The sequence below is a fragment of the Propionigenium maris DSM 9537 genome (assembly GCF_027925155.1).
Lineage (GTDB): Bacteria > Fusobacteriota > Fusobacteriia > Fusobacteriales > Fusobacteriaceae > Propionigenium > Propionigenium maris.
The window spans coordinates 80,765-105,864 of the sequence record NZ_BSDY01000012.1 but is presented as its reverse complement, the minus strand read 5'-3'; the positions used below and the strand labels follow the sequence as shown (position 1 = coordinate 105,864).

Genomic DNA, 25,100 nt, shown 5'->3' with positions numbered 1-25,100 from the left:
TACTTATCTGCTTTCAAAAGAAGGTAGAAAAAGATATGCTAAGCGTTGGGAAATAGAAAGGTTGTTTGGAAATTTAAAAGAAAACTACTCTATTGATAATCATAGAGTTAGAGGGCTAAGCAGGAAGTTTTTTAATGTTAGTTTAAAGATATTATTATTTACAATAGAAAAGGCCATTGCAATATTGAAAATTATACAATACTTTTGCAACAGCCTATTAAAAATTAAATAAAAATTTTTAATAAAGTCAACTTGTTTTTCAAAGGTTTAAAAATAAACGTAGAAAATATTATGGATGGAGCTTTGACATTTTTAAAAAGCTGTGATAATTTTTTAGGGAAATCTAGTTTAGGAAGGTATCCGAGGCTGGAGGAGGATATGAAAAAAACAGGTTTCACATTAATTGAGCTCATGATTGTAGTAGCAATAATCGGGCTCCTTGCAGCAATAGCTTTACCTAGGTTTATAAGAGTATCGGATAGTGCTAAGATAGCTCAGGTTCAGGGGAACCTGGCAAATCTCAGAACCAGTATATCTATATTCTATATAAAGTCTGGAGAATATCCAAAGTTTAAATATGGAGCAGAGGATCAGGACTTAACTGAGGTTTCATCTGGAGGTAATAAGTTTACAGAGTTCTATAGCAAGGGCAGGTTTCCCAAGACCCCTTCATATGATGATGGAGATATAAGGGTAGAGAATACCAATAAGGTCTATGATCTGGGGAGTGTAACCGACAGCCAAGAGGGAGGCTGGAACTATGATGTGGAGAGTGGTGACCTCCACGCATCTCTAGAGAAAGGTAGTTACGGAGATTCGAGTATAGACTGGTCTGAGTATTAGAGGGAGGGAGCTCCCTCTTTTTTAGATAAAAAAAACAGAGAACCTAAAGTAGTTATGTCCTATGGGAAAAATTAAGCTGAATTTTAGATGAGCTTAAAGCACCGTAAAACCTTGTTTAGAAAAGGGAAGACCTTTAAAAGAAACAGGAAAAAAGATTAAGGAGTTGAAGGAATGTGGAAAGTATGCTAGAATGACTCTTGGTGTTTAGATGAAAAAAGGAGAGTGTGAGCGATGCAGGGAATACCTATCTGTAGAGAAAAGTTAAAGAGAAGATTGGAGATAGGGATAGCTGTACACCTTACACAAGAGAATAAAATACAAGCCTAAGTGTATACTGAGAGAGTTGGTATATACTTAGGTTTTTTTATTTTGATAACGACCTGTGACAGGTTTTAGGAGGTAGATCTTATGAAGTACGATATTATTTTTGTAGGTGGAGGACAGGCAAGTGTTTTTGGAGCTTATGAAGCAATTACCAAGGAGCCTTCAAAGAAAATTTTAATAGTAGATAAGGGAAGGATGCTGAGACAGAGAGTATGTCCTAAGGAAAAAACAGATGAGTGTGTAAAGTGTCCTACTTGTGCAATTATCTATGGGGTAAGTGGAGCTGGAGCATTTTCAGATTCAAAGTTCAACATGGATTATAGAGTAGGGGGAGATGTACACACTGTTACTGGAAAGCAGATCGTAAATGAGACAATCTCATATGTGGCAGGTATTTATAAGGAGTTTGGATTCGATGAAACTCCAGTTGGACTTACATACAACGAGAAGATGGAGGAGATCAAGAGAAAGTGTATTGAAAACAATGTACAGCTTGTAGATACTCCTACAATGCACCTGGGAACAGATGGTTCCAGAGAGCTATACACTAAGATTGTAGATGTTCTTCTTGAAAAGGGTGTGGAGTTTTCAACGGGAGCAGATATAGAGGACCTTATTGTAGAGGATAATGCTGTAAAGGGTGTTGTTGTATCTAAGAACGGTGAGATGGAGAGCTACTCATCTGATAATGTTGTAATGGGTGTAGGAAGAAGTGGAGCTAAGAAGATGATGAAGCTCTGTAAGAAGCACAACATTGCATATAAGGCAGGAGCTATAGACCTTGGAGTAAGAGTAGAGGTACCTGATGTAGTGATGAAGGATATCAATAAAAACTTCTATGAAGCTAAGATGGTATACTATACAGAAAAGTATAAGGATAAGATGAGAACCTTCTGCAGTAACCCAAGCGGGTTTATAGCTGTGGAAAAGCACAGCGATGATGTAATCCTGGCCAACGGTCATGCATACAAGAATAAGAAATCTACAAATACAAACCTGGCTCTTCTATGTACTAAGACATTTACCGAGCCCTTTGATCAGCCCTTTGAGTATGCAACGGCAATAGCTAGAATGTCATCTATGCTTACCTCTGGAAAGATACTTATGCAGTCCTATGGAGACCTGAAAGCTGGAAGAAGATCAACTGAGGAAAGACTTTCTAGACTGAATATAATCCCTACAACTGAGGACTATGTAGCTGGGGATATAGCTCTGGCGTGTCCAAAGAGAATATTGGATAATATCATCGAATTTATAGAGGTTCACGACAAGGTAACTCCTGGATTTGCTTCCAGTGACCTTCTTCTTTACTTCCCTGAGATAAAGTTCAGAAGTACCAGGGTAATAATCGATAAAAATATGGAAACTTCAATTAAGGGACTCTACTCTGTGGGAGACAGTTCTGGATATGGAAGCGGACTTAATATCGCTGCAGTAATGGGGATCCTTGCAGCAAGAAACATTGTGGGATAGTTTTAAATTTAAGTTGGAGGATTACTCCTCCAACTTAAAAAGGTGGATAAATTTAATAATTATAAACTTTTTATTTTATATTACTAAAAAAAGTTGACATAAAATAGTATTACGTGGTAATATTAGCCTGTAAATATAAAAAATGACTCTTATCAAGAGAGGCTGAGGGACTGGCCCTATGACGCCCGGCAACCTACCCATTGTGGTGTGGTGCCAATTCCAGAGCTCAATAAATACGAGCTTAAAGATGAGAAAGAAGATAAATTGAAATCCTCTTTCTTAACTGGAAGGAGGATTTTTTATTTCAAGTTATTCAGGGAAAGGTAGAGCCAGAATAATCCTTTACCTAGAGGATAACTAAAAATTAAAGAAAAAGAGTAGAGAAGACTTAATAAGGAGATGATTTAAAAAATGACAAAGAAAATTTTATTTACTTCAGAGTGCGTGTCACCAGGGCACCCAGATAAAATATCAGACCAGGTATCGGATGCAGTACTAGATGCATGCCTAAAGGATGACCCCAACGCAAGAGTAGCTTGTGAGGTATTCTGTACTACAGGTCAGGTAGTAGTAGGTGGAGAGATCACTACTTCTACATATGTAGACGTTCAGAAGATTGTAAGAGAAAAGATAGATGAGATCGGATACAAGCAGGGGATGGGATTTGACTCAGACTGTGGTGTACTAAATGCTATTCACGCTCAGTCACCTGACATCTCAATGGGTGTAGATATCGGTGGAGCAGGAGACCAGGGGATCATGTTTGGAGGAGCAGTAAATGAAACTCCAGAGCTTATGCCTCTAGCACTTGTACTATCTAGAGAGATTATCACAAGATTAACTAGACTTACTAGATCAAAGGACATCATTTGGGCAAGACCAGACGCTAAGTCTCAGGTAACTCTAGCTTACGATGAGAATGGAAAAGTAGATCACGTAGATACAGTGGTACTATCTGTACAGCACCACCCAGATGTAACTCAGGAGGAGATCCACGAGACAGTTATCGAGCAGGTAATCAATCCAGTACTTGAGAAGTATGAGCTTAACCCTGCAGAGGTAAAGCACTTCCACATCAACCCAACTGGAAGATTTGTTATCGGAGGTCCTCACGGAGATGCTGGACTTACTGGAAGAAAGATAATCGTAGATACATACGGTGGATACTTTAGACACGGAGGAGGAGCTTTCTCTGGAAAGGACCCTTCAAAGGTGGACAGATCAGCTGCATATGCTGCAAGATGGGTAGCAAAGAACCTTGTAGCTGCAGGTCTAGCTGAAAAGTGTGAAGTTCAGCTTTCATATGCTATCGGTGTAGTAGAGCCTACTTCTATCAAGGTGGATACATTTGGAACTGGAAAGATAGAAGAAGCTGATATGGCAGAGATCGTAGAGAAGGTATTCGACCTTACTCCAAGAGGGATCGAGAGAGACCTTGAGCTAAGAAGTGGAAACTTCAAGTACCAGGATCTTGCTGCATTTGGTCACATTGGAAGAACAGATGTCGACCTTCCATGGGAGAGACTAAACAAGGTAGAAGAGATAAAGGAGCTAGTTAAGTAATAACTTAGCTAAAAAAAGGGAGGAGCTATTTAGCTCCTCCCTTTAATTGTTTAAATTTATCTGATTGATGAAACTCTACCCTCTGCTGTAGTGATAGTAACTCCATTTTTAGAGATGTAGTCTGAAAGAATCTCCTCTAAAGACTCATACTCTCCTAGAGTTTTCTTCCCCTTCAGAGACTCATACTGGTCTCCTCCAACTGCCATAAAGTCATTTGTTGCAAGGGAGTAAGTTTTAGCTGGATCCAGCTTTTCTCCATTGTCTAGAGTAACTTCCACAACTCTGCTGAAAGCCTCCTGGATAGGATCGAACTTAACCTTCATACCATCTACATGCGGGAATGCTCCCCTTGCATTTGGATATGACTGAATACCATTTTCAAGGGCATCGATGATGTCCTGACCAGTAACCTCGATTACCACAACGTAGTTACCAAATGGAAGTACTGAGATTACATCCCCCTTCTTGATGTCTCCCTCCTTGATAGAAGCTCTGATTCCTCCACCATTTGTAAGAGCAAGGTCTGCTCCAGTTTTATCTAGCATAGCTGTAGTAAGAAGGTTTCCAAGGTTTGTCTCCCCTGCTCTAACCTGTCCTCTCTCTCCATCTAGAGTAACATCTGTATGTCCAACTACAACACTTGTAATCTTCTCATTTTCAATCTTGATTCTGTTGATAGTATCCATAACAGTCTGATCCTTGGCTACTCCTCCAACAACTCTAGTCTCTACCTCTTTAACAACCTCTGTTCTCTCTGTTGGTAGAACAAGGTTATCCTCAGCGTAGATCAGGTCGGGGTTAACGATCTGGTCGTTAGCTGCCATTATTGTTCCCTGAGGGATTTTGTGGCTGAATGAGATCTCAGAAAGAGTATCTCCAGCTTTAATAGAGTAGTCATCATTTACAGTAACTACTACCTCTTTCTCTACCTCTACTTCCTCAGTTCTTCCCATAGCCTCTTCCTTTGAGATCAGTGAAGCAGTGGCATTTGTAGAACCATCCTTGTTGATTGAGATATCTACCTTACCAAGGTTCTTGTCGTAGAATCCAGTCTGAACGATTAGAGTATCTCCAATCTGAAGTCCGTTTTTAAGGGTAGTGTGGCTGTGACCATCAACGATAAGGTCGATTCCCTGAACCTCCTCAGCCAGTCTGATACTTGTGTAGTATGAATCCTCATCTACACCTAGGTGGGATACAGCTACGATGTAGTTTACTCCCTCCTTGCTCATATCCTCTACAGCCTTCTTAGCAGTAGCAATTGGATTTGTGAAGGTAACAGCCTCTACATTGGCAGGACTTGTCTTATATGCAGTTTCAGGAGTAGATACCCCAAGAATACCGATTTTCATACCGTCGATCTCCTTAATGATATAAGGTTTGAATGCAGTATTTCCATCCTCCTTGTACTCAACATTTGAAGCCAGAACCTCAAAGTTCATCTTGTCCTCTAACTCCTCTAATCTGTCCAGACCATAGTTGAAGTCGTGGTTTCCTGGAGCCATTGCTACATAGTCCATAGTATTCATGATCTCTACGATAGATTCTCCCCTTGAAAGAGCAGCAAATACAGTTCCGTGGATAGTATCTCCAGCATCTAGAAGAAGAACGTTGTCATTATTTTTTCTTACGTTATCTACAAGAGTCTTAACTCTGGCATATCCCATTCCGTCATACTTCCCCTCCTCTACTCTACCGTGAGTATCGTTAAGGTGCATTATAACAAGGTGCTTGTCCTCATTTACCTGTAGCTTCTCCACCTTGGTAGCAGAAGGAACCTTTGCCTCCTGTTTTGTCTGATTTGCACTTTCAGTCTGGCTACAGGCTGCAAGAACAGCTACAAGAGCAAGAACCGAAAGGGACTTCGAATACTTCTTTAACATACTTTCTCTCCTTGTGTAAACATTGTTTTATATAGTGATAGCCGGTGGAGCCGGCCTTTACTAACTAAGGTGCCATGGGGCTCTTCTTCTGAGCAGGTCCCCATGAAGAGCAGCCTGCCTAATCCCTTCTGCTGTAGAGGTAGGCTGAAATAGCTGCAGTAAATGGTACTGTAAGAACGATCCCGATACTTCCAGAAAGTGCCTGGATTACCTCTGTGGCAAAAACGGGCATATTCATTACCTGGGTGTATCCCATCCTGAACCCCCAGATCATAAGGAGCATATTGAGGGCTCCCCCTGTAAAGGCAAGGATAAGGGTGTTTGTCATAGTTCCCATAATATCCCTTCCGATATTCATAGAGGAGATAAAGAGCTCCTTTTGGCTGGGTTTGGATGCTTCAGCCAGCTCGTAGGCAGCAGAAGCTATGGACATGGCTACATCCATTACAGCTCCAAGGGAAGCTATGAGGATCCCTGTGAAGATAAGTCCGTCAAACTTTACTGGAAACTTGCTGGAAAGATAGAGAAGCTGATCTCCATACTCCAGGTAGGTATTTGACAGCTTAGCCAGCCTTCCAAAGGTATAGGCCATTATCCCTGCAATGATTATCCCGCTGAGAGTCCCTGCAATGGCTGCCATGGTCTTCTTGTCGAAATCACCTATAAGAATAAGGGAGATTCCCGTTATGATAGCTGAGAGGAGGATACTCCAGAAGATAGGGTCCCTTCCTGAAAAGAGAAGGGGGATGAGCACGAAGAATACAACGGTACTGGTAAAGGCAAGGGCAAGGATGGACTCCAGACCCCTCTTTCCGCTGAGAAGGAGGATAACTCCTAAAAATACCCCTCCCAGAAGGTAGATCCACCCCTCACTCTTATAGCTGTAGAGCCATATTCCCAGGTCATCTCCATTCTCCCTCAGGGTGAACACAGCCTTCATTCCAGGATAGGCTATATAGTTTCTCTCGGCACTGATATAGTTTGTGACATCGAAGGTTCTATCTTTATACTTCCCCTGGGTAATCTTAACGAGAAGTTCCTGTCTTCCGATCTTTCTGGAGGGATAGAGATCGTGGGGTTCTATCTTCTCCTCCTTGACCTCTAATACAACTCCCTTGCTGTAGTGGTAGTTGAAGTGTTTTTCCACCTTGGACTCCCTGTTAAGGTAGATGGAAAGGGTAATTATAGCTACAATACTCAGGATAACTCCCAAGTTAAAAGTATTTTTTGATACCATAAAACTCTCCTTGGACTAAGCATCCCATGAGAGATCAATATCCCCGCTGAAGGGAGGTTTGCAGCCTCCTGGAGACATGAAACTCCAGATGGAATATCGTCTTATTTTTTCTTTAGTAATCCTTCAAGATACTTGATGTCTTTTATTTCAACAGATCCTCCCCTTATCTGGATAACCCCCTTATCTGCCAGCTGATCTAAGGTTCTGTATAAGAGGTTGCTTTTTATATCCAGCCTAGCAAGGAGCTCCTTTTTCTTGGATGGGTCGAACCTTCCCTGGTTTCCACCGCTCTCCAAAAGGAAGTAAGCTATCTTTTCCAGGTTACCCAAGTTTGACCTCACAAAGTTCTCCTTATAGCTCTCCAGAAAAAAGAGCTGATTTCCCACAACATCCCTGTACATCTCCTTTAAGATCTTCAGGTTGTTCTCCAGATCATCCCTCACTTCCTCAGGGATGAGAAGAAGGCAGCTGTCCTCTAGTGCTGTGATAAGACACCTCTTTAATTGTGGTTTATAGGTGACACTTAAAAACTTGGATCTTCCTCCAGAGGGAAGGGAAAGGACATCTCCGAAAAAATTGGTATAGGAAAAATCTATATCTCCCCTCAGGAGATAGATGATATCCTCAGTGGGATTCATGCTGTCTCCAGCCTTTAAATATATTGTTTTGCACCTGTCTATCTGGGTGAAATTTTTAAAGATGGATTCCTCTAAAATCTCCTTCCAATTCACAGTAAGACCTCCCTAGTTTGAAATAAATCTAAGTTAGAGTTTATGGGATTTGGAAGGATTTGTAAAGTTTTTTTCTCAGAGAGAGACCCTCTCCCCCTACAAAAGGGACGGGAGAAGAAAGTTCCCCCAGGGTCAGGTATTGGTATCTTCAGGGCTTCAGGGGTAAGGGAATATTGTAAATAGGGGGTAAATATGCTAATATTGTAGTGAAAAACTTTGAAAATGAAAGCACTGGGAGGGAATATGAGTTTTTTTAAGAAGATATTCGGAATAGGGAAGAAAAAAGAGGAAGAAGATAGAGAGATAGAGGAGCAGAGACTGGCAGAGGAGAAGGCCAGAGAGGAAAAGATAGCAGAGGAGGAAGCCAAGGCAGTAGCTGAAAAGAAGGCGGCTGAGGAGGCAGAAGCAGCAAGGGAAGCCAAGGAAAGAGAGGAAGCTGAAAGAGCGGCTGCCGAGGAGGCGAGACTTGCTGAAGAGAGAAGAGTAGAGGAAGCAAGAGCCGAAGCTGAGAGGAGAGCTCTAGAGGAAGCTGAGAGAGTGAAGGCAGAGGAAAGAGCCAGACTTGCCGAGGAAGCAAGACTTGCTGAGGAGGAGAAGGCCAGAGAGGAAGAGGAGAGAAAAACCAAGGAGGAGAAAGCTCGTGAGGAGGAGAGAGCAAGAGCTCAGGCAGCCCTCAGAGAAGCTCCTAAGAAGAAGGGTATCTTTGCATCCCTGAAGGAGAAACTTGTAAAATCCAGAGAGGGACTTTTTGGAAAGATGAAGAAGTTCTTTGCAGGAAGAAGCGTTATAGATGAGGATATGTATGAGGAGCTAGAGGAGATCCTTATCCAGTCGGATATAGGTATGGATATGACCCTTAAGATAGTGGACAGACTGGAGAAGGAAGTTAAAGCCAGAGGGATAAAGGACCCTGCCCTTGTGTATGACGTACTTAAGGATGTAATGGAGGGGTTCCTTATAAGCGAGGGAACAGACCTGGATATATATAAGCCGGGGCTTAACGTACTTCTTGTAGTAGGGGTAAACGGAGTAGGAAAGACAACTACCATAGGAAAGATAGCAAGTAAGCTGGTTAAGGAAGGAAAGAATGTAGTAATAGGAGCAGGTGATACCTTCAGAGCTGCAGCTATTGAGCAGCTGGAGGAGTGGGCAGACAGGGCAGGAGCAGATATCATCAAGCACTCCCAGGGAGCAGATCCTGGGGCAGTGGTATTTGATACCCTGGAAGCGGCAAAGAAGAGAAATGCTGATGTAGCTATAATAGATACTGCAGGAAGACTGCACAATAAAAATAACCTGATGAAGGAGCTTGAAAAGATAAATACCATCATTGGAAAGCAGGTTGGGGAGCACAGCTATGAGAGTGTTCTTGTGATAGATGGAACTACAGGTCAGAACGGACTAAACCAGGCAAAGGTATTCAATGAGGTAACGAACCTTACTGGGTTTATCGTGACCAAGTTAGATGGAACAGCTAAGGGTGGAATAGTATTCTCAATATCTGAGGAGCTGAAGAAGCCAATTAAATATATCGGTGTAGGAGAGGGAATAGAGGACCTGAGAGTCTTTGATTCAAAGGAGTACATCAAAGCAATATTTGAGTAATTTAAGAGAAGGAAGACCAGGTGAGGGGTCTTCCTTTTGTTGTGTTAAAACCTAAGAATTCTAGATTAGATTGATAAAAAATTAACATTGTTTAGGTGGAAGGTGTTTGATATAGGTGACTTTGTCTTTTGGGGTACACGCTTCTACCCAAGTAAAATAAGGGATAGATCGTAAAAATGGTATCTTTTGTGGAAAAAAATAGGAAAAAAATGTTTAAATATGGTTTGAATTTGATCAAAATGTGGTAATATAAGGATAGGAAAACCGAAAAAGTGATAAAAAGTGTTAAGTGATAGTTAAAACCTGTTTGAAAATACTTGTAAAAAAACTTTTTTTTTGGTAAGATAGCTAAGTATTATTAAATTAGGTCAAACACTTAAAGACTTATTTATTTATAGGAGGAATCTAGTGAGTATCATACTAAAGATCAAAGAAAAATCTAAAGCATTAGGTAAGAAGATCGTATTACCTGAAGCAACAGACGAGAGAGTTCTAAGAGCTGCAGCAGATGTAGTTAAAGAGGGACTAGCTGTTCCTGTACTTGTTGGAAGCGAAGCTACAATCAAAGCAGAAGCAGAAAAATTAGGTATTAATCTTGAAGGTGCAGTAATTGCTGACCCTAACAATTGTGAAAAGATAGATGCATACGTAGCTAAGCTTGTTGAGCTAAGAGCTAAGAAGGGTATGACTGAGGAGAAAGCTAAGGAGATCCTTACAACTGATGTTAACTTCTTCGGTGCAATGATGGTAAAGATGGGAGATGTAGACGGAATGGTATCTGGATCTGACTCACCTACATCAAACGTACTTAGAGCAGGAATTCAGGTTGTAGGAACTAAGCCTGGAATGAGAACGGTTTCATCTGTATTCCTAATGGAGCTTGCTTCAAAGCAGGAAACATACGGAGACATCATCCTATTTGGAGACTGTGCAGTAATTCCTGAGCCAACATCTGAGCAGCTTGCTGATATCGCAGCAGGTGCAGCAGAGACAGCTAAGGCAGTAGCTGGACTTGAGCCAAAGGTAGCTCTAATGTCATTCTCAACTAAGGGATCTGCTAAGCACGATACTGTAGATACAGTTATCGAAGCTGGAAAGATTCTTGCTGAAAGAGGAGTAGACTTCGAATTCGAAGCTGAGCTTCAGGCAGACGCAGCTCTAGTAGCAGCAGTAGGAGCTAAGAAAGCACCTGAGTCAAAGGTAGCAGGAAATGCAAACATCCTAGTATTCCCTAACCTAGCAGCAGGAAACATCGGATACAAGCTTGTTCAAAGGCTTGCTGGAGCAGAAGCTCACGGTCCATTACTACAAGGTCTTGCAGCACCAATCAACGACCTTTCTAGAGGATGTTCTGTATCAGACATCGTAAACCTTACAGCAATCACAGCTGTACAGGCAGGATAGTAGACACTTATAAAAATAAAAGGTTTTAAGAATATAAATAAAAAAAACTTAGGAGGAAACCATAAAATGAAGGTTTTAGTAATCAACTGCGGAAGTTCTTCGCTAAAGTATCAGTTAATGAACCCAGAATCAGGAGAGGTATTTGCAGTAGGTCTGTGCGACAGAATCGGAATCCACGGTTCTAAGCTAGAGTACGAAGTACCAGCAACTGACTTTGAAATCACTTTAGAGAACGATATGCCTACTCACAAGGAAGCACTAGAGATGGTAATCGGAGCTTTAGTAAATGAGGAGTACGGAGTAATCAAATCTGTAGAGGAAGTTGACGCTATCGGACACAGAGTAGTACACGGTGGAGAGGCGTTTGCTGATTCAGTACTACTTACAGACGAAGTAATCAAGGCTGTAGAAGAGAACAACGAGCTAGCTCCACTACACAACCCAGCAAACCTAATGGGTGTTGAGACTTGTATGAAGCTTATGCCAGGAAAGCCAAACGTTGGAGTATTCGATACTGCATTCCACCAGACTATGCCTGCAAAAGCATTTATGTACCCAGTACCTTACGCTGATTACAAAGAGCTAAAAGTTAGAAAGTATGGATTCCACGGAACTTCTCACAAGTTCGTATCAAACGCTGCACAAGAGATCATGGGTAACCCTGAGAACTCTAAAGTAATCGTTTGTCACCTTGGAAACGGTGCATCTGTATCAGCTGTAAAGGACGGAAAGTGTGTAGATACATCTATGGGACTTACTCCTCTACAGGGTCTAATGATGGGAACTAGATGTGGAGATATCGATCCTGCAGCAGTTCTTTACATCAAGAACAAGAGAGAGCTTACAGACAAGGAAATGGACGCTAGAATGAACAAGCAGTCTGGAATCCTAGGAATCTTCGAAAAGTCTTCTGACTGTAGAGACCTTGAGATGGCAGCAGCAGATGGTGATGAGAGAGCAGAGCTTGCTATCGACATGATGACATACAGAATCAGATCTTACATCGCTCAGTACGCAGCAGCTATGGGTGGAGTAGATATGATCTGTTTCACAGGTGGAATCGGAGAGAACTCTTCACTAGTAAGATCTAAGGCACTAGAAGGTCTTGAGTACATGGGTGTAGAGCTTGACACTGAAGTAAACTCTGTAAGAAAGAAGGGAAGCGTAAAGCTTTCTAAGGATTCTTCTAAAGTAGCAGTTTACAAGATCCAGACAAACGAAGAGCTAGTAATCGCTAGAGATACTTACTCAATCGTAAAAGGAAACTAATTAATATAGACCAGTCCTATGGACTGGTCTTTTTTTGTTATTTAAGAAAGGTATAAAATTATAGACTATTACCATCATGAAAATCAATTGCATAAGATTGGAAGGGGGGGAGCGTCACGCTCCTTTTTAGTTAGATATTCTTAAGAGGCTAGCTTTCGATTTATTTGTCTTTTAATATATACTCCATTAGGTTGAGGTATATCTTTCTCGAAACTCCCAGCTTATAGCTGGATTCAGACCTTTGATCGGTTACTGGCCGAAAGAGCTTTTGGTACTCCTTGAATAGAACCTCTAACTCCTCCACTCCTTCTCCTCTATTGATTACCTCTATGAGCTCTTCCTCTATCTCCCTCTCTCTAATAACAGTTGGCCCCAGACCACCCATTGCAATTTTCAGGTCTACAAGCTTTTTTTCTTCATATTTATAGGTGGCAAATGAATTTACCTTGGAGAGGGAGTTGGCTTCCCGTCCTGAGATCTTGATCCAGAAATACTTATATCCCTCCACAGGGCAATAGATTACCACTTCTTTTAATAGTTCCTCTTCCTCTAAAGCGGTCCTCTTTCTTCCCAAGATAAATTCTTCTATGGGAAGCAGCCTCTCACAGCCCTTTTTAATCAGCTTCACCCTTCCATCCAGGGCATAGACCATGGGGAGGAGATCCCCGATGGGGGAGGCGTTACAGAGATTTCCTCCCACACTTGCCCAGTTTCTTATTCCTGGAGAGGCAATACTTCTCACTAACTTCTCCATAAAGGGGATCTCCCTCTCCTCCAATAACATAGAGAGGGTGACCCCTGCCCCTATTGCTAGGTGAGTATCCCTTCTTGTGATTTTCTTGAGCTCATGAATGCCCTCTGTGAAGATTAGGGAACCTTCCTGGGTTCTTCCCAGCTTTAAGTCGGTTCCTCCGGCTATAATTCTGCTATCCTTATTTTTCAGCGCTTCCAAGGCCTCCTCTAAGGTCTCGGGATAGTATGCCTTCATCATAGTTTTTCCACCTCTCTAGCCGCAGATTTAATGGCCTCTATTATAGATAGGTATCCCGTACATCTGCACAAGTTTCCAGAGATAGCCTCCCTTATCTCCTCCTCCCTTGGATTTGGAGTGGATTTTAAGAGGGAGTAGGCCGCCAGAATCATACCAGGTATGCAGAAGCCACACTGAACCGATCCATGCTCCTCAAAGGATCTCTTCAAGATTGAAAACTCCCTGGTGTCTCTTATTCCCTCAACAGTTAAGACGGATTTATTTCTAACCTGTCCCACAGGGGTTATACATGCCAGGGCCAGCCTTCCATCAATCAATACCGAGCATGCCCCGCACTCCCCCTCGCCGCACCCTATCTTGCAGCTGGTTACTCCCATGGTATCTCTTATAAAATCTATGAGTCTTGCCATGGGCGGTCCACAATACTCTATATCCTTATTATTTAACTTGAACCTTATCTTCATCCAATACCTCCATTAAAAACTCGGGATTTAGAGGGACCCTCTTGATCTCACAGTTGAAAGCCCTGTTTACAGCTGCCAGGATGGCTGGAGCTACTCCTATAAAGGGAAGCTCTCCCAGTGCCTTAGCCCCCATGGGACCATGCTCTCCCCTATTTTCAAAAAAGGAGACCTCCATTGGGAATATATCCTTTGAAGTGGGGATCAGGTAGTCTGTTAAGTTTTTCTGGAGGAGGGCTCCCTTGTCGTCAAACTTCATAACCTCCATGTGGGAGTATCCTGCTCCCTGAACGACCCCTCCCTGGACCTGACCCAAAGCTATCTTGGGGTCTATAGGTGTACCTATATCATAGACACCCCAATACTTTATGGGGTATATCCTGTAGCTTATTAAATCTATCTCTACCTCTATAACATTCACAGCAAAGGAGTGGCTAATAGTTGCGTCGCCCAGATGTTTTTCATCCTCCCACCGATATCCAGCAGGGTGTCTGTACTCCTCTACAACTTCAAACTCCCCCGGAAGAGGGAGTTTTTCCCTGAGTTTCTCAGCAGCTCTCTCCAAAAGCTTTCCTATAATCAGGATAGATCTGGAGGCCACTGTGGGCCCTGAGTCGGGGCAGTTCTTTGAGTCTGGAATGGCATAGATAATCCTCTCAAGAGGGATACCCAGAACATGGGCGACTATTTTTCTCAATGTGATATGAGCCCCCTGCCCTATGTCCACTATAGATGAATATATAACTACTTTGCCGTCTCTTCTCTTCATGAGCCTTACCTTGGATTTAGCAAAGTCTTTCTCTGCATTTCCAGTTAAACCTCCCCCCAAGGTAGAGAAGGAGAGGCCTATGGATCTGACTCTGTTTTTATCTGTGTGTGTGATTTTTCTGGATTTATCGTAGTAGCTGCTCCTCTTCAAGGCCTCCTCCAGCATCTCCTCCAGAAAAACATCTTCTTTGTAGGTTCCCCCTGCAGTGGTGGGGTCCCCCTTCTTAACCAAATTTCTTCTCTTGAGGTCAAGGGAGGAGATTCCCAGCCTTCCAGCTATGATATCCAGAAGGGTTTCCATACAAAAATTCCCCTGGGGAGCCCCAAAGCCCCTCCAGGCTCCAAAGGAGAGCTTGTTGGTCTTCAGGGTTCTTCCCACAACCTTTAAGGCAGGAACCCTGTAAACACCGCAGCACTCTGCCATCATAAGCTCCAGGACTAAATTGGATAAGCCCTCATAAGCTCCCGCTTCCAGCTTTATATCCACCTCTGCTCCAAGGATGTTAAGATCATCATCTAAAAATATCTCGTAGGATGTCTGGGAGGGGTGACGTTTAGTCGTAGAGATTATATCCTCCTCCCTGTCGTAAACTATCTTCACGGGACCTCTGCTCTTTATGGCTCCCAGAGCTGCATGGCACGCTATCAGGGAGGGGAAATCCTCTTTTCCTCCAAATCCCCCTCCTATAGAGGGCTGAATCACCCTTACAGGGTAGCCTGTACAGTACTCCACTGCTTCCTTAACTGGAAAGAAGGACTGGATAGACCCCCAGATTGTAATCTCCCCATCGGTATACTCTGCCACCATGGACTGGGGTTCCAGGTATACATGCTCCTGGACTCCCGTTTCAAAGCTCTCCTTAAATGAGTAGGCTGCTCTCTTCCTTGCAGATGTGAGATCCCCCCTCTCCAGGGTGTATTCTGTGAAGAGGTTTTCTTCTCCTCCTCTGAGGGAGTCTGGAATACTTAGAATGGGTTCCACTTCCCGGTACTCCACGATTGTTTCCTTTAAGAGCTTTTTTAAAACACCTCTATCCTCTCCTATAAATAGAGCTATGGGCTCTCCGATATATCTCACTATGCCATCTGAAAATACAGGCTGATCCTCCCCTATTATCTTAACCACATTATTTTGGGGGATGTCATCCCTGTCTATAATGTAGTATCCCGAAGGTAAGGGAGGGTAGTGGATACTCAAGATCTTCCCGTGGGCTATTGTAGACCTTAGGGTCCTTCCGTGAAGAAGGTTATCCATTCTTATATCATCGGTATAGGTTGCCTCACCGGTAATCTTGTCCTCTAAACTCTCCTTGATTATGACTCTCTTTCTTTCCTTCATATAGCAACACCCCTAAGAATCTTTAATTAATGTATTCAACCATTTGTGTGATTTCTTTTTTAGTGCATGTCGGGGAATAGGGGAACTTTATTGTTGGCCGGTTATATCATAGGAGGAGGAATTTAATCTACATAAATTTTCTATTCTAACAGGAGTAGGAGTTATCCCCTTGGGAGGATTGGATGAAAAATAATGTTCACTCTTGATATTTGGGAATTTTAAATATAAAAATATGTAGTAGAGGTAGAGATTAAATGAATGATAAGGGGGCAGGATGAAGTTTAGAGCTATAAGGGTATTTGAGGAAGGAGATGGGTATGTCAAGCGGATAGTTGAGAGAAGTACAGAGGATCTTCCCGAGGGGAAGCTTCTTATAAGGGTGGAGTACTCCTCCCTCAACTACAAGGATGCCCTGTCGTGTATGGGAAACAGGGGAGTGACCAGGAGTTATCCCCATACCCCGGGGATAGATGCTGGGGGAGTGGTAGTGACCTCTGAGAGCGATAAGTTCAGGGCAGGTGACAAAGTAGTGGTGACGGGCTACGACCTGGGCATGAATACCGACGGAGGCTTTGGTGAGTATATAAGGGTTCCGGAGGAGTGGGCGGTAAAGGCTGACACCATAGATATAAGGGACGCCATGATCTATGGGACAGCAGGATACACTGCAGGGCAGCTGGTCTATGAGGTGCTTATGGAGGATCTCCCACCAGAGGCCGGAGAGATACTTGTAAGCGGAGCTACAGGGGGCGTGGGTAGCCATGCTGTAAAGATCCTGGTTAGGCTAGGGTATGATGTGGTGGCTGTGGTGAACAGCGAGGCAGAGAGGAAGATGGCTCTCAATATGGGGGCAGTGGGAACTATAAACAGGGAGGAGAGTGTGGATACCACGGGGAAAGCTCTTCTCAGCCAGAGATGGGCATCGGTGATAGATACTGTAGGAGGCCCCTTTCTTTCCACAGCAGTGAGACAGGTGAAGTTTGGAGGGGTGGTGGCTACCTGCGGAAATGTGGCGGGGAGCAGGATAGATGACCTTACGGTATATCCCTTCATTCTGAGGGCTGTAAAGCTTAAGGGAGTAGCTTCTGCATACTCCAGCAGAAGGAGGAGAAGCATAATTTGGGAGAAACTTGCCAAGGAGTGGAGGAGTCCTGAATTCGACAAAAATATCTGTGAAGTGAACTTAGAGGGGATGATGAGGGCTGTAGACGATATGATAGGGGATAAACTTTTGGGAAGGGTGGTGCTCAAACACAAGTAAAACTTGACATGGATTGTCAAAAAAAGCTATAATGATTATAGTTTTGAAACTGTTTTAAAAACTGTAAACTTAATTTCGTTGACATAAACAATTCACTCTGCTACAATTAGTACGATATCGTACTAAAGGAGGAGATATGAAATTTAAAGCTGTCAGAGTATTTGAAGAAGAGGGAAGGTTTATCCCTAGAATTATAGAGAGAAGCATGGAGGACCTACCTGCAGGAGATGTGGTGATAAGGGTGGCGTATTCATCCCTAAACTATAAGGATGCCCTTTCCTGTACAGGGAACAGGGGAGTAACCAGGGAGTACCCCCACACACCGGGAATAGATGCTTCTGGAGTGGTTGTTGAGTCCACAGATTCGCAGATCCAGGTAGGAGAAGAGGTTATAGTAACAGGTTATGACCTTGGGATGAATACCGACGGAGGCTTTGGCGAGTATATAAGAGTACCGGCAAGCTGGGTGGTAAGAAAGCCAGAGGGGATCTCCCTGAAGGAGGCTATGATCTATGGTACTGCAGGATTTACAGCAGCCCTATCGGTATATGAACTTGTAGAAGTTGTAAAACCAGAAGCGGGACCTGTACTGGTTATAGGAGCAGCTGGAGGAGTGGGAAGCCATTCGGTAAAGTTTCTTGTAAAACTGGGCTATGAAGTTGTGGGAGTAGTAGGAAGCGAAGCTGAAAGAGAGTTTGTGCTGAGCCTAGGAGCAAGGGACACAATAAGCAGGGAGGAAGCAGACGATAAGTCTGGAAAACCTATGCTTAAGCAGCTGTGGGCCGGTGTGGTAGATACTGTAGGAGGCAATCCCCTCTCTATTGGAATAAGATCTACTAAGTATGGAGGAGTAGTAACTACCTGCGGAAATGTAGCAGGGGGAGGGATTCCTGAGATGAATGTATATCCATTTATCCTGAGGGGAGTACGTCTCATTGGTATAGACTCTGTAAAGTGCCCTGTGGGAAAGAGAGTGGATGTATGGAAGAGGCTCTCAGACTCATGGAAGGGGGAGAACCTTGACAGGGGAGTGTTAGAGGTAGGTATAGAGGAGATACTGGAGAAAGTGAAAAAAATGTTGAATTCAGAACTTGTGGGAAGGGTATTACTAAAACATTAGTGATGAAAAAGCTGAAATTTTTCAGCTTTTTTATTGTGTGAAACTTTAAATAGCAGGTTAAAAATTCTATAATTGGCTTTAACAGTGAGCTCCATAGTGTAAACTTCTGTGAATTTTTTCAAAAAAACCTATGTTTGAAATCTGACAACTCGACATATCTCGAAGTACTTTTTTATTTAACAAATTCCCTGAAATTTCCACATTTCAGGTATTAAATAGTATGACAAAAACAGAGGAATAAACACATGTGTTGATACAGAAAAGAAATAAAAGTCAATAGTGTAGAAAAGGAACAGTGGATACAAAATAGCCCTTGGATTTGTTAAGCTGGATTTAACAAAAATTAATTGATATCCATCTGGAGATTAAGAAAATATTCACTTTTGTGAAAAAATTAATTGTTTTGATAAGCTTAATATTTACCAAGACTTAACAAAAAAAAGTTGACAAAAGGTATTTGGAGAACTAAAATACCCTTAGAATAGCCTTGGAAATTGAAGTGTGAAGAAGAAAAGAAAACTTCTCTGGACAGATAAAAGAAATGTTTGAAGATTGTTGACACTTTTCACACCAAGAGGTAATATTCTAGAGGATTAAAAAAGGTAAAGTTTTTATTTTAACAAGTATTTAAATTTACTAGAAAATATAAAACAATGTATTACCGAATATCTTTAAGGAGGGACAGTATAATGGCAAAAAAGATGCAAACTATGGATGGTAACCAAGCTGCAGCATATGCTTCATACGCATTTACAGAAGTAGCGGGAATCTTTCCAATCACTCCATCATCGCCAATGGCGGAGTACACAGACCTATGGGCGGCACAAGGAAAGAAAAACTTATTCGGAGTACCTGCAAAGGTAGTTGAGATGCAATCAGAGGGAGGAGCTGCTGGTACAGTACACGGTTCACTTCAGGCTGGAGCACTAACAACAACTTATACAGCTTCACAGGGATTACTACTTAAGATACCTAACATGTACAAGATCGCAGGAGAGCTACTACCAGGTGTAATTCACGTATCTGCTAGATCACTTTCTGCACAAGCACTGTCTATCTTTGGAGACCATTCAGATGTATACTCTGCAAGACAATCTGGATTTGCAATGCTAGCATCTGGATCTGTACAGGAAGTAATGGACCTAGCTGGAGTTGCTCACCTAGCAGCTATCAAGGGAAGAGTTCCATTCATGCACTTCTTCGATGGATTCAGAACTTCTCACGAGATTCAAAAAGTTGAGCTTATGGACTACTCTGTATTCGACAGACTAGTAGACAAGAAAGCTATCCAGGAGTTCAGAAAGAACGCTCTTAACCCTGAGAGCCCAGTAACAAGAGGAACTGCTCAGAACGACGATATCTACTTCCAGACTAGAGAAGCACAGAACAAGTTCTACGATGCAATTCCTGATATCGTAGCTGAGTACATGGCAGAGATCTCAAAGGAAACTGGAAGAGAGTACAAGCCATTCACATACTATGGTGCTGAAGATGCAACTAACATCGTAATCTCTATGGGATCAGCTAACGAGATGATCAAAGAGACTATCGACTACTTAACAGCTAAGGGAGAGAAGGTAGGACTACTTAACGTACACCTATACAGACCATTCTCTGCTAAGTACTTCATGGATGTACTACCTAAGACTGTAAAGAAGATCGCAGTACTAGACAGAACTAAAGAGCCAGGAGCAATGGGAGAGCCTCTATACCTTGACGTAAGAAACCTATTCTACAACAAGGAAGATGCACCTATGATCATCGGTGGAAGATACGGACTATCATCTAAGGACACTAACCCTGCACAGATCCTAGCTGTATTCAAGAACCTTGCATCTGAGACTCCAAAGAACGGATTCACAGTTGGAATCAATGACGACGTTACTCACCTGTCACTAGACGTTGAGCCACTAAAGTCAATCGTACCTGCTGACGTAAGAGAGTGCCTATTCTACGGACTAGGATCTGACGGAACAGTTGGAGCGAACAAGAACTCAATCAAGATCATCGGAGACAAGACTGATCTATATGCACAGGGATACTTCGCATATGACTCAAAGAAATCTGGAGGAGTTACTAGATCTCACCTTAGATTTGGTAAGGACCCAATCAGATCTACTTACCTTGTAAACGAAGCGAACTTCGTAGCATGTTCTGTACCTGCTTACCTAGGAAAGTACGACATGGTTGAATTCCTAAAGGAAAACGGATCATTCCTTCTTAACTGTATCTGGAATGAAGAGGAGACAATTGCTAACCTTCCTAACTCAGTAAAGAAGATCCTAGCAGAGAGAAAAGCTAAGCTTTATACTATAAACGCAACAAAACTAGCTTCTGAGATCGGACTTGGAACTAGAACTAACACTATCATGCAATCTGCATTCTTCAAGCTTGCTGACGTAATCAACTTCGAAGAAGCTCAGAAGTACATGAAGGAGTATGCTGAAAAGTCTTACTCTAAGAAGGGTACTGAGATTGTAGAGATGAACTACCAGGCTATCGACAGAGGAGCAGGAGAGCTTGTTGAGATCACAGTAGATCCAGCATGGGCTAACCTAGAGGTTGAAGATATGTCTGAGTGCTGCGGAAACAAGGACTGTGCTTGCGGAGTTAAGCCTGACTTCATCAAAAACATCTGTGACCCAGTAAACGCAATCAAAGGAAACGACCTACCAGTATCTGCATTCGACGGATATGAGGATGGTACATTTGAGAATGGATCAACTGCATATGAGAAGAGAGGAATCGCAGTAAACGTACCTAAGTGGGTACCTGAGAACTGTATCCAGTGTAACCAGTGTGCATATGTATGTCCACACGCAGTAATCAGACCATTCTTAATCAACGAAGAGGAGAAGGCAAATGCTCCAGAGATGACTACTCTTAAGCCAATCGGTAAGGGACTAGAAGGTCTTGAGTACAAGATGCAGGTTTCTCCACTAGACTGTACAGGATGTGGATCATGTGCTAATGTTTGTCCTGCACCTAAAGGAAAAGCACTAGAGATGAGACCTATCGCTGAAGAGATGGAAGCTGGAGAGCAAGTACTAGCTGACTACCTATTCAACCAGGTATCATACAAAGATGACTTAATGCCAAAGACAACTGTAAAGGGATCTCAGTTTGCACAGCCACTATTTGAGTTCCACGGAGCTTGTGCTGGATGTGGAGAGACTCCATACATCAAGACAATCACTCAGCTAGTAGGAGACAGAATGATGATAGCTAACGCTACTGGATGTTCTTCTATCTACGGAGGATCAGCACCTGCAACTCCATACTGTAAGAACGCTGAAGGACACGGACCAGCTTGGGCATCTTCACTATTTGAGGACAACGCAGAGTTTGGATACGGAATGTACACAGCAGTAGAGACAATCAGAGACAGAGTAGAAACTCTAATGGAAAACAACCTTGACAACGTACCAGCTAACGTTGCTGAGCTATTCAAGTCATGGGTTGAAAATAGAAAAGACGGAGAGAAGTCTAAGGCAATCTCTAAGGAACTAGTTTCTGCACTAGAGGCTATGGACGGAGAGTTAGCTGAAGAGCTTCTATCACTTAAGCAGTACTTCGTAAAGAAATCTCAGTGGATCTTCGGAGGAGACGGATGGGCATATGACATCGGATACGGTGGACTTGACCACGTTCTAGCTACTAGAGACGACATCAACATCCTAGTAATGGATACAGAGGTTTACTCTAACACTGGAGGACAGGCTTCAAAGGCAACTCCTACAGGAGCAGTAGCTAAGTTCGCTGCAGCAGGAATGCCAGTTAAGAAGAAGGACCTTGGAGCTATCGCTATGTCTTACGGACATATCTATGTAGCACAGGTATCTATGGGAGCTAACCAGGCTCAGTACCTAAAGGCTGTAAGAGAAGCTGAGGCATTTGATGGTCCATCACTAATCATCGCTTACGCACCTTGTATCAACCACGGAATCAGAAAAGGTATGGGTAAATCTCAGACTGAGATGAAGCTTGCTACTGAAACTGGTTACTGGCCACTATACAGATACAACCCAACTCTAGAAGCTGAAGGTAAGAACCCATTACAGATCGATTCAAAGGATCCTAAGTGGGAAGGATACCACGACTTCCTAATGGGAGAGGTAAGATACGCAACTCTTGCTAAATCTAAGCCAGAGAGAGCTAAAACTCTATTTGAAGCTAACAAGAAGGAAGCTCAGAGAAGATGGAGACAGTACAACAGATTAGCAGCTATGGACTTCGAAGCAGAGAAGGAAGAGAACTAATCTAAATAGATAAAGATTGAGACCAGGGCCAATGCTCTGGTCTTTTTTTATTATTAAGGAAAGTATAAAATTTTCAAAAGTTTTACATGAAATAATTAGTGTTCCAATTGATTATCAGGATGCAACGTCACGTTGCTTTTTATTCTCTTTCCCTTTCATTATAATATTGTCCTCTACTATATTAACAGTAGTTTTCTGGGCTTGTTTTTTTGCAGCCTGTATCACCTCCATATCCAAGAAGGATTCAGTTCACATAACCAGATAAAAAAGTGGTGTCCATGAGGACGCTGCTTTTTTTATTTAAGAGAGGAAGAGGGAGCATATGGACAAAATTATAAACTAAGGTTATGCAAAGTAGTAAATGTATGAATAGAATCAATATAAAAGGGTGTAATAGATTGACACAGGCTCAAAAATGTTGTAATACAATTAGTGATGATTTAAAATACAAAATGAACGTAAAGTGAAGAAATGTTACTAAAATAAAGGTTGTGATTAAATAGATTATTCTAAATTAGAGAAGAGGTCATAGGGGGGAAGTTAGTGGAAAGATATGTAATTGGGGAAAAGAGACTTACCATAGCTGACGTGGTGGATGTAGCAAGAAGGGGATATCATGTGGAGGTCTCGGAAGCAGCATGGGAGAAGGTACAGAAATCCAGAGATCTTGTGGAAAAGTATGTAGAGGAGGAGAGGGTATCCTACGGAATAACTACCGGATTTGGAAAGTTTTCAGATGTAGTGGTGTCTCAGTCGGAAACTGCTGATCTACAGAAAAATCTTATAATAAGCCATTCATGCGGGGTTGGGGAGCCCCTTCCTGAAGAGGTAGTAAGAGGAATTATATTCCTTAGAATAGCCAACCTTTCCATTGGAAACTCAGGTATCAGAAGGGTGACAATGGAAAAGTTAATGGAGCTTCTAAATAAGAGGGTACATCCAGTAGTACCGGAGAAGGGATCTCTAGGAGCATCGGGAGACCTGGCACCACTGTCTCATATAGTACTTACAGTACTGGGACTAGGGGAAGCCTTCTATAAGGGAGAGAGGATGAGCAGCGGAGAGGCTCTTGCAAAGGCCGGGATAGAACCGCTACCTAACCTATCTTCTAAGGAGGGACTGGCTCTTATAAACGGTACTCAGGTAATGACAGCTATTGGAGCTCTTGCAGTACATGACGCAGAGGTTCTGGCTAAGACAGCTGATATAGCATGTGCCCTTACATCTGAGGCACTAAATGGTATTACATGTGCCTATGACCACAAGGTACATGAGGTTAGAGGACATTCGGGACAGATAGATACAGCTAAAAACCTGCTGAGAGTACTGGAAAACAGCAGGATGACAACTAAGCAGGGAGAGATGAGGGTTCAGGACCCGTATGTACTTAGATGTGCCCCTCAGATCCACGGAGCAAGTAAGGACGCAATTAACTTTATAAGAGAAAGAGTTGAGATAGAGATAAATGCTGTAACAGATAACCCCCTTATCTTTCCAGATGAGGATCAGGTAATCTCAGGGGGGAACTTCCACGGACAGCCTATGGCTCTTCCAATGGATTTCCTAGCAATAGCCCTTTCTGAGATAGGAAATGTTTCCGAGAGAAGACTGGAGAGACTTGTGAACCCGGCTCTCAGCAATGGACTTCCTGCCTTCCTTACCAAGAGGGGAGGAGTAAACTCCGGATATATGATAGTGCAGTACAGTGCAGCTTCCCTTGTATCTGAAAACAAGGTGCTGGCTCACCCTGCAAGTGTGGATTCAATTCCATCATCGGCTAACCAGGAGGACCACGTATCCATGGGTACAATAGCAGCCAGAAAGGCCAGAGAGATACTGGAAAACAGTAAGAAGGTAGTGGCTATGGAGATCATGGCAGCATGCCAGGGGGTAGACCTAAGAGAGGAGAGAACCCTTGGAAGAGGATCTGAGCAGGCTTACAATGTTGTAAGGGAGCACATAGCTAGATTAGAGGATGACAGAGTAATGTACTACGACATAAATAAGGTAGAAGGACTTATCTCAAGTGAGGAGATCTTGAATAGAGTCCAGGGAGAGATCGGGGAACTAAAAATATAGGGGGATGATTGATGAGGCGAATATTTGTAAAGATTTTTGAAACACCGGAAATTAGAATAGAGGGAAATAAACTAAACCCTACTCTCAGAAGAACTGAGGCGCTGCTTTACTATCTGGCAGTAAACAAGAGGGTTACAAGAAATGAGATAATAGAACTTCTCTGGGAGGGTCAGGATGTAAAGAAGTGCAGAAAAAATCTGAGAAACCTCCTATATAAATTAAAGCAGGACCTGGGATTTGACCTGCTTATCTCCATAAACAGGGAGACACTTATTGTGAATCCAGATGTGGATTTCTCCAGTGACTACACGGAGTTTCTAAAGGAAGGAAAGAGCTATTCTGGAAATATCCTGAAAAACTTTATCCTGAAGAGATCACCTAAGTTTCAGGAGTGGAAGGAAAAGATGGAAGTGCAGATGTCTAGCAAGATAAAGGAGCTTTCCAGCGGAGGAAGTGCAGAAGGAGCCTTGGCAAACTAGGTAAAAGGGGA

At 42.6% G+C, this 25,100-nt stretch carries 18 protein-coding genes and 1 riboswitch; of the genes, 12 read left to right on the top strand and 6 right to left on the bottom strand.

Annotation, left to right across the window (positions count from 1 at the left end; all coding sequences use genetic code 11):
• The 4 genes from QMG11_RS13070 to metK all read left to right on the top strand — a co-directional run.
• The coding region (locus tag QMG11_RS13070) for a transposase (RefSeq protein WP_281836529.1) at positions 1-232 on the top strand (232 nt) is incomplete at its 5' end.
• Positions 233-378: 146 nt separating this feature from the next.
• On the top strand, positions 379-843 hold the full coding sequence (locus QMG11_RS13065; protein ID WP_281836528.1) for a prepilin-type N-terminal cleavage/methylation domain-containing protein: 465 nt from the start codon (positions 379-381) through the stop codon (positions 841-843).
• Between the two features lie 408 nt (positions 844-1,251).
• Positions 1,252-2,640 (top strand): NAD(P)/FAD-dependent oxidoreductase, encoded by a 1,389-nt coding sequence (locus tag QMG11_RS13060; protein ID WP_281836527.1) that lies wholly within the window; start codon positions 1,252-1,254, stop codon positions 2,638-2,640.
• A gap of 146 nt (positions 2,641-2,786) precedes the next feature.
• Positions 2,787-2,894, top strand: a riboswitch (SAM riboswitch).
• A gap of 157 nt (positions 2,895-3,051) precedes the next feature.
• Positions 3,052-4,203 carry a methionine adenosyltransferase gene (gene metK / locus QMG11_RS13055; RefSeq protein WP_281836526.1) on the top strand — a complete coding sequence of 384 codons (1,152 nt, stop codon included), beginning with the start codon at positions 3,052-3,054 and terminating at the stop codon, positions 4,201-4,203.
• A 56-nt stretch (positions 4,204-4,259) separates the two neighbouring features.
• Here metK and QMG11_RS13050 read toward each other — a convergent pair whose 3' ends face one another.
• From QMG11_RS13050 to QMG11_RS13040, 3 genes are all read right to left on the bottom strand, one after another.
• A complete protein-coding gene (locus tag QMG11_RS13050) occupies positions 4,260-6,086 on the bottom strand; it encodes a 5'-nucleotidase C-terminal domain-containing protein (protein WP_281836525.1) in 1,827 nt (608 codons plus the stop codon).
• Positions 6,087-6,204: 118 nt separating this feature from the next.
• Positions 6,205-7,323, bottom strand: a complete 1,119-nt coding sequence (locus QMG11_RS13045; protein WP_281836524.1) for a YibE/F family protein — start codon at positions 7,321-7,323, stop codon at positions 6,205-6,207.
• Positions 7,324-7,424: 101 nt separating this feature from the next.
• Positions 7,425-8,054 carry a cyclic nucleotide-binding domain-containing protein gene (locus QMG11_RS13040; protein WP_281836523.1) on the bottom strand — a complete coding sequence of 210 codons (630 nt, stop codon included), beginning with the start codon at positions 8,052-8,054 and terminating at the stop codon, positions 7,425-7,427.
• Positions 8,055-8,591: 537 nt separating this feature from the next.
• Here QMG11_RS13040 and ftsY point away from each other — a divergent pair.
• The 3 genes from ftsY (at position 8,592) to QMG11_RS13025 (ending at position 12,332) form a co-directional block, all read left to right on the top strand.
• Positions 8,592-9,659 carry a signal recognition particle-docking protein FtsY gene (gene ftsY, locus QMG11_RS13035; RefSeq protein WP_309302091.1) on the top strand — a complete coding sequence of 356 codons (1,068 nt, stop codon included), beginning with the start codon at positions 8,592-8,594 and terminating at the stop codon, positions 9,657-9,659.
• Between the two features lie 408 nt (positions 9,660-10,067).
• The gene (gene pta / locus QMG11_RS13030; protein ID WP_281836521.1) at positions 10,068-11,063 is read left to right on the top strand and encodes a phosphate acetyltransferase; all 996 of its coding nucleotides are present in this window, start codon (positions 10,068-10,070) and stop codon (positions 11,061-11,063) included.
• A gap of 66 nt (positions 11,064-11,129) precedes the next feature.
• A complete protein-coding gene (locus tag QMG11_RS13025; RefSeq protein WP_281836520.1) occupies positions 11,130-12,332 on the top strand; it encodes an acetate/propionate family kinase in 1,203 nt (400 codons plus the stop codon).
• Positions 12,333-12,492: 160 nt separating this feature from the next.
• Here QMG11_RS13025 and QMG11_RS13020 read toward each other — a convergent pair whose 3' ends face one another.
• From QMG11_RS13020 to QMG11_RS13010, 3 genes are read right to left on the bottom strand one after another with little or no spacing between them, the layout of a single operon-like run.
• A complete protein-coding gene (locus tag QMG11_RS13020; RefSeq protein ID WP_281836518.1) occupies positions 12,493-13,323 on the bottom strand; it encodes an FAD binding domain-containing protein in 831 nt (276 codons plus the stop codon).
• Positions 13,320-13,787, bottom strand: a complete 468-nt coding sequence (locus tag QMG11_RS13015) for a (2Fe-2S)-binding protein (RefSeq protein ID WP_281836517.1) — start codon at positions 13,785-13,787, stop codon at positions 13,320-13,322. The genes QMG11_RS13020 and QMG11_RS13015 overlap by 4 nt, the downstream gene beginning before the upstream one ends.
• Positions 13,762-15,891 carry a xanthine dehydrogenase family protein molybdopterin-binding subunit gene (locus tag QMG11_RS13010; RefSeq protein WP_281836516.1) on the bottom strand — a complete coding sequence of 710 codons (2,130 nt, stop codon included), beginning with the start codon at positions 15,889-15,891 and terminating at the stop codon, positions 13,762-13,764. Before QMG11_RS13010 ends, QMG11_RS13015 begins: the two co-directional genes overlap by 26 nt.
• Before the next feature lie 274 nt (positions 15,892-16,165).
• Here QMG11_RS13010 and QMG11_RS13005 point away from each other — a divergent pair, with 274 nt between their 5' ends.
• From QMG11_RS13005 to QMG11_RS12985, 5 genes are all read left to right on the top strand, one after another.
• Positions 16,166-17,152, top strand: coding sequence for a YhdH/YhfP family quinone oxidoreductase (locus QMG11_RS13005; protein ID WP_281836514.1), 987 nt, complete (start codon positions 16,166-16,168; stop codon positions 17,150-17,152).
• A 136-nt stretch (positions 17,153-17,288) separates the two neighbouring features.
• Positions 17,289-18,272, top strand: coding sequence for a YhdH/YhfP family quinone oxidoreductase (locus QMG11_RS13000; protein WP_281836512.1), 984 nt, complete (start codon positions 17,289-17,291; stop codon positions 18,270-18,272).
• Between the two features lie 689 nt (positions 18,273-18,961).
• The gene (gene nifJ / locus QMG11_RS12995; protein ID WP_281836510.1) at positions 18,962-22,531 is read left to right on the top strand and encodes a pyruvate:ferredoxin (flavodoxin) oxidoreductase; all 3,570 of its coding nucleotides are present in this window, start codon (positions 18,962-18,964) and stop codon (positions 22,529-22,531) included.
• A gap of 543 nt (positions 22,532-23,074) precedes the next feature.
• Positions 23,075-24,610, top strand: coding sequence for a histidine ammonia-lyase (hutH, locus tag QMG11_RS12990; RefSeq protein ID WP_281836508.1), 1,536 nt, complete (start codon positions 23,075-23,077; stop codon positions 24,608-24,610).
• Positions 24,611-24,621: 11 nt separating this feature from the next.
• Positions 24,622-25,089 (top strand): AfsR/SARP family transcriptional regulator, encoded by a 468-nt coding sequence (locus QMG11_RS12985; protein ID WP_281836507.1) that lies wholly within the window; start codon positions 24,622-24,624, stop codon positions 25,087-25,089.
• The last annotated feature ends 11 nt before the right edge of the window (positions 25,090-25,100 follow it).

Bases quoted from the DNA above. Each gene is read 5' to 3' on its own strand.
- QMG11_RS13065 (WP_281836528.1), top strand. From the start codon at position 379: ATGAAAAAAACAGGTTTCACATTAATTGAGCTCATGATTGTAGTAGCA.
- QMG11_RS13060 (WP_281836527.1), top strand. From the start codon at position 1,252: ATGAAGTACGATATTATTTTTGTAGGTGGAGGACAGGCAAGTGTTTTT.
- metK (WP_281836526.1), top strand. From the start codon at position 3,052: ATGACAAAGAAAATTTTATTTACTTCAGAGTGCGTGTCACCAGGGCAC.
- QMG11_RS13050 (WP_281836525.1), bottom strand. From the start codon at position 6,086: ATGTTAAAGAAGTATTCGAAGTCCCTTTCGGTTCTTGCTCTTGTAGCT.
- QMG11_RS13045 (WP_281836524.1), bottom strand. From the start codon at position 7,323: ATGGTATCAAAAAATACTTTTAACTTGGGAGTTATCCTGAGTATTGTA.
- QMG11_RS13025 (WP_281836520.1), top strand. From the start codon at position 11,130: ATGAAGGTTTTAGTAATCAACTGCGGAAGTTCTTCGCTAAAGTATCAG.
- QMG11_RS13020 (WP_281836518.1), bottom strand. From the start codon at position 13,323: ATGATGAAGGCATACTATCCCGAGACCTTAGAGGAGGCCTTGGAAGCG.
- QMG11_RS13015 (WP_281836517.1), bottom strand. From the start codon at position 13,787: ATGAAGATAAGGTTCAAGTTAAATAATAAGGATATAGAGTATTGTGGA.
- QMG11_RS13010 (WP_281836516.1), bottom strand. From the start codon at position 15,891: ATGAAGGAAAGAAAGAGAGTCATAATCAAGGAGAGTTTAGAGGACAAG.
- QMG11_RS13005 (WP_281836514.1), top strand. From the start codon at position 16,166: ATGAAGTTTAGAGCTATAAGGGTATTTGAGGAAGGAGATGGGTATGTC.
- QMG11_RS13000 (WP_281836512.1), top strand. From the start codon at position 17,289: ATGAAATTTAAAGCTGTCAGAGTATTTGAAGAAGAGGGAAGGTTTATC.
- nifJ (WP_281836510.1), top strand. From the start codon at position 18,962: ATGGCAAAAAAGATGCAAACTATGGATGGTAACCAAGCTGCAGCATAT.
- QMG11_RS12985 (WP_281836507.1), top strand. From the start codon at position 24,622: ATGAGGCGAATATTTGTAAAGATTTTTGAAACACCGGAAATTAGAATA.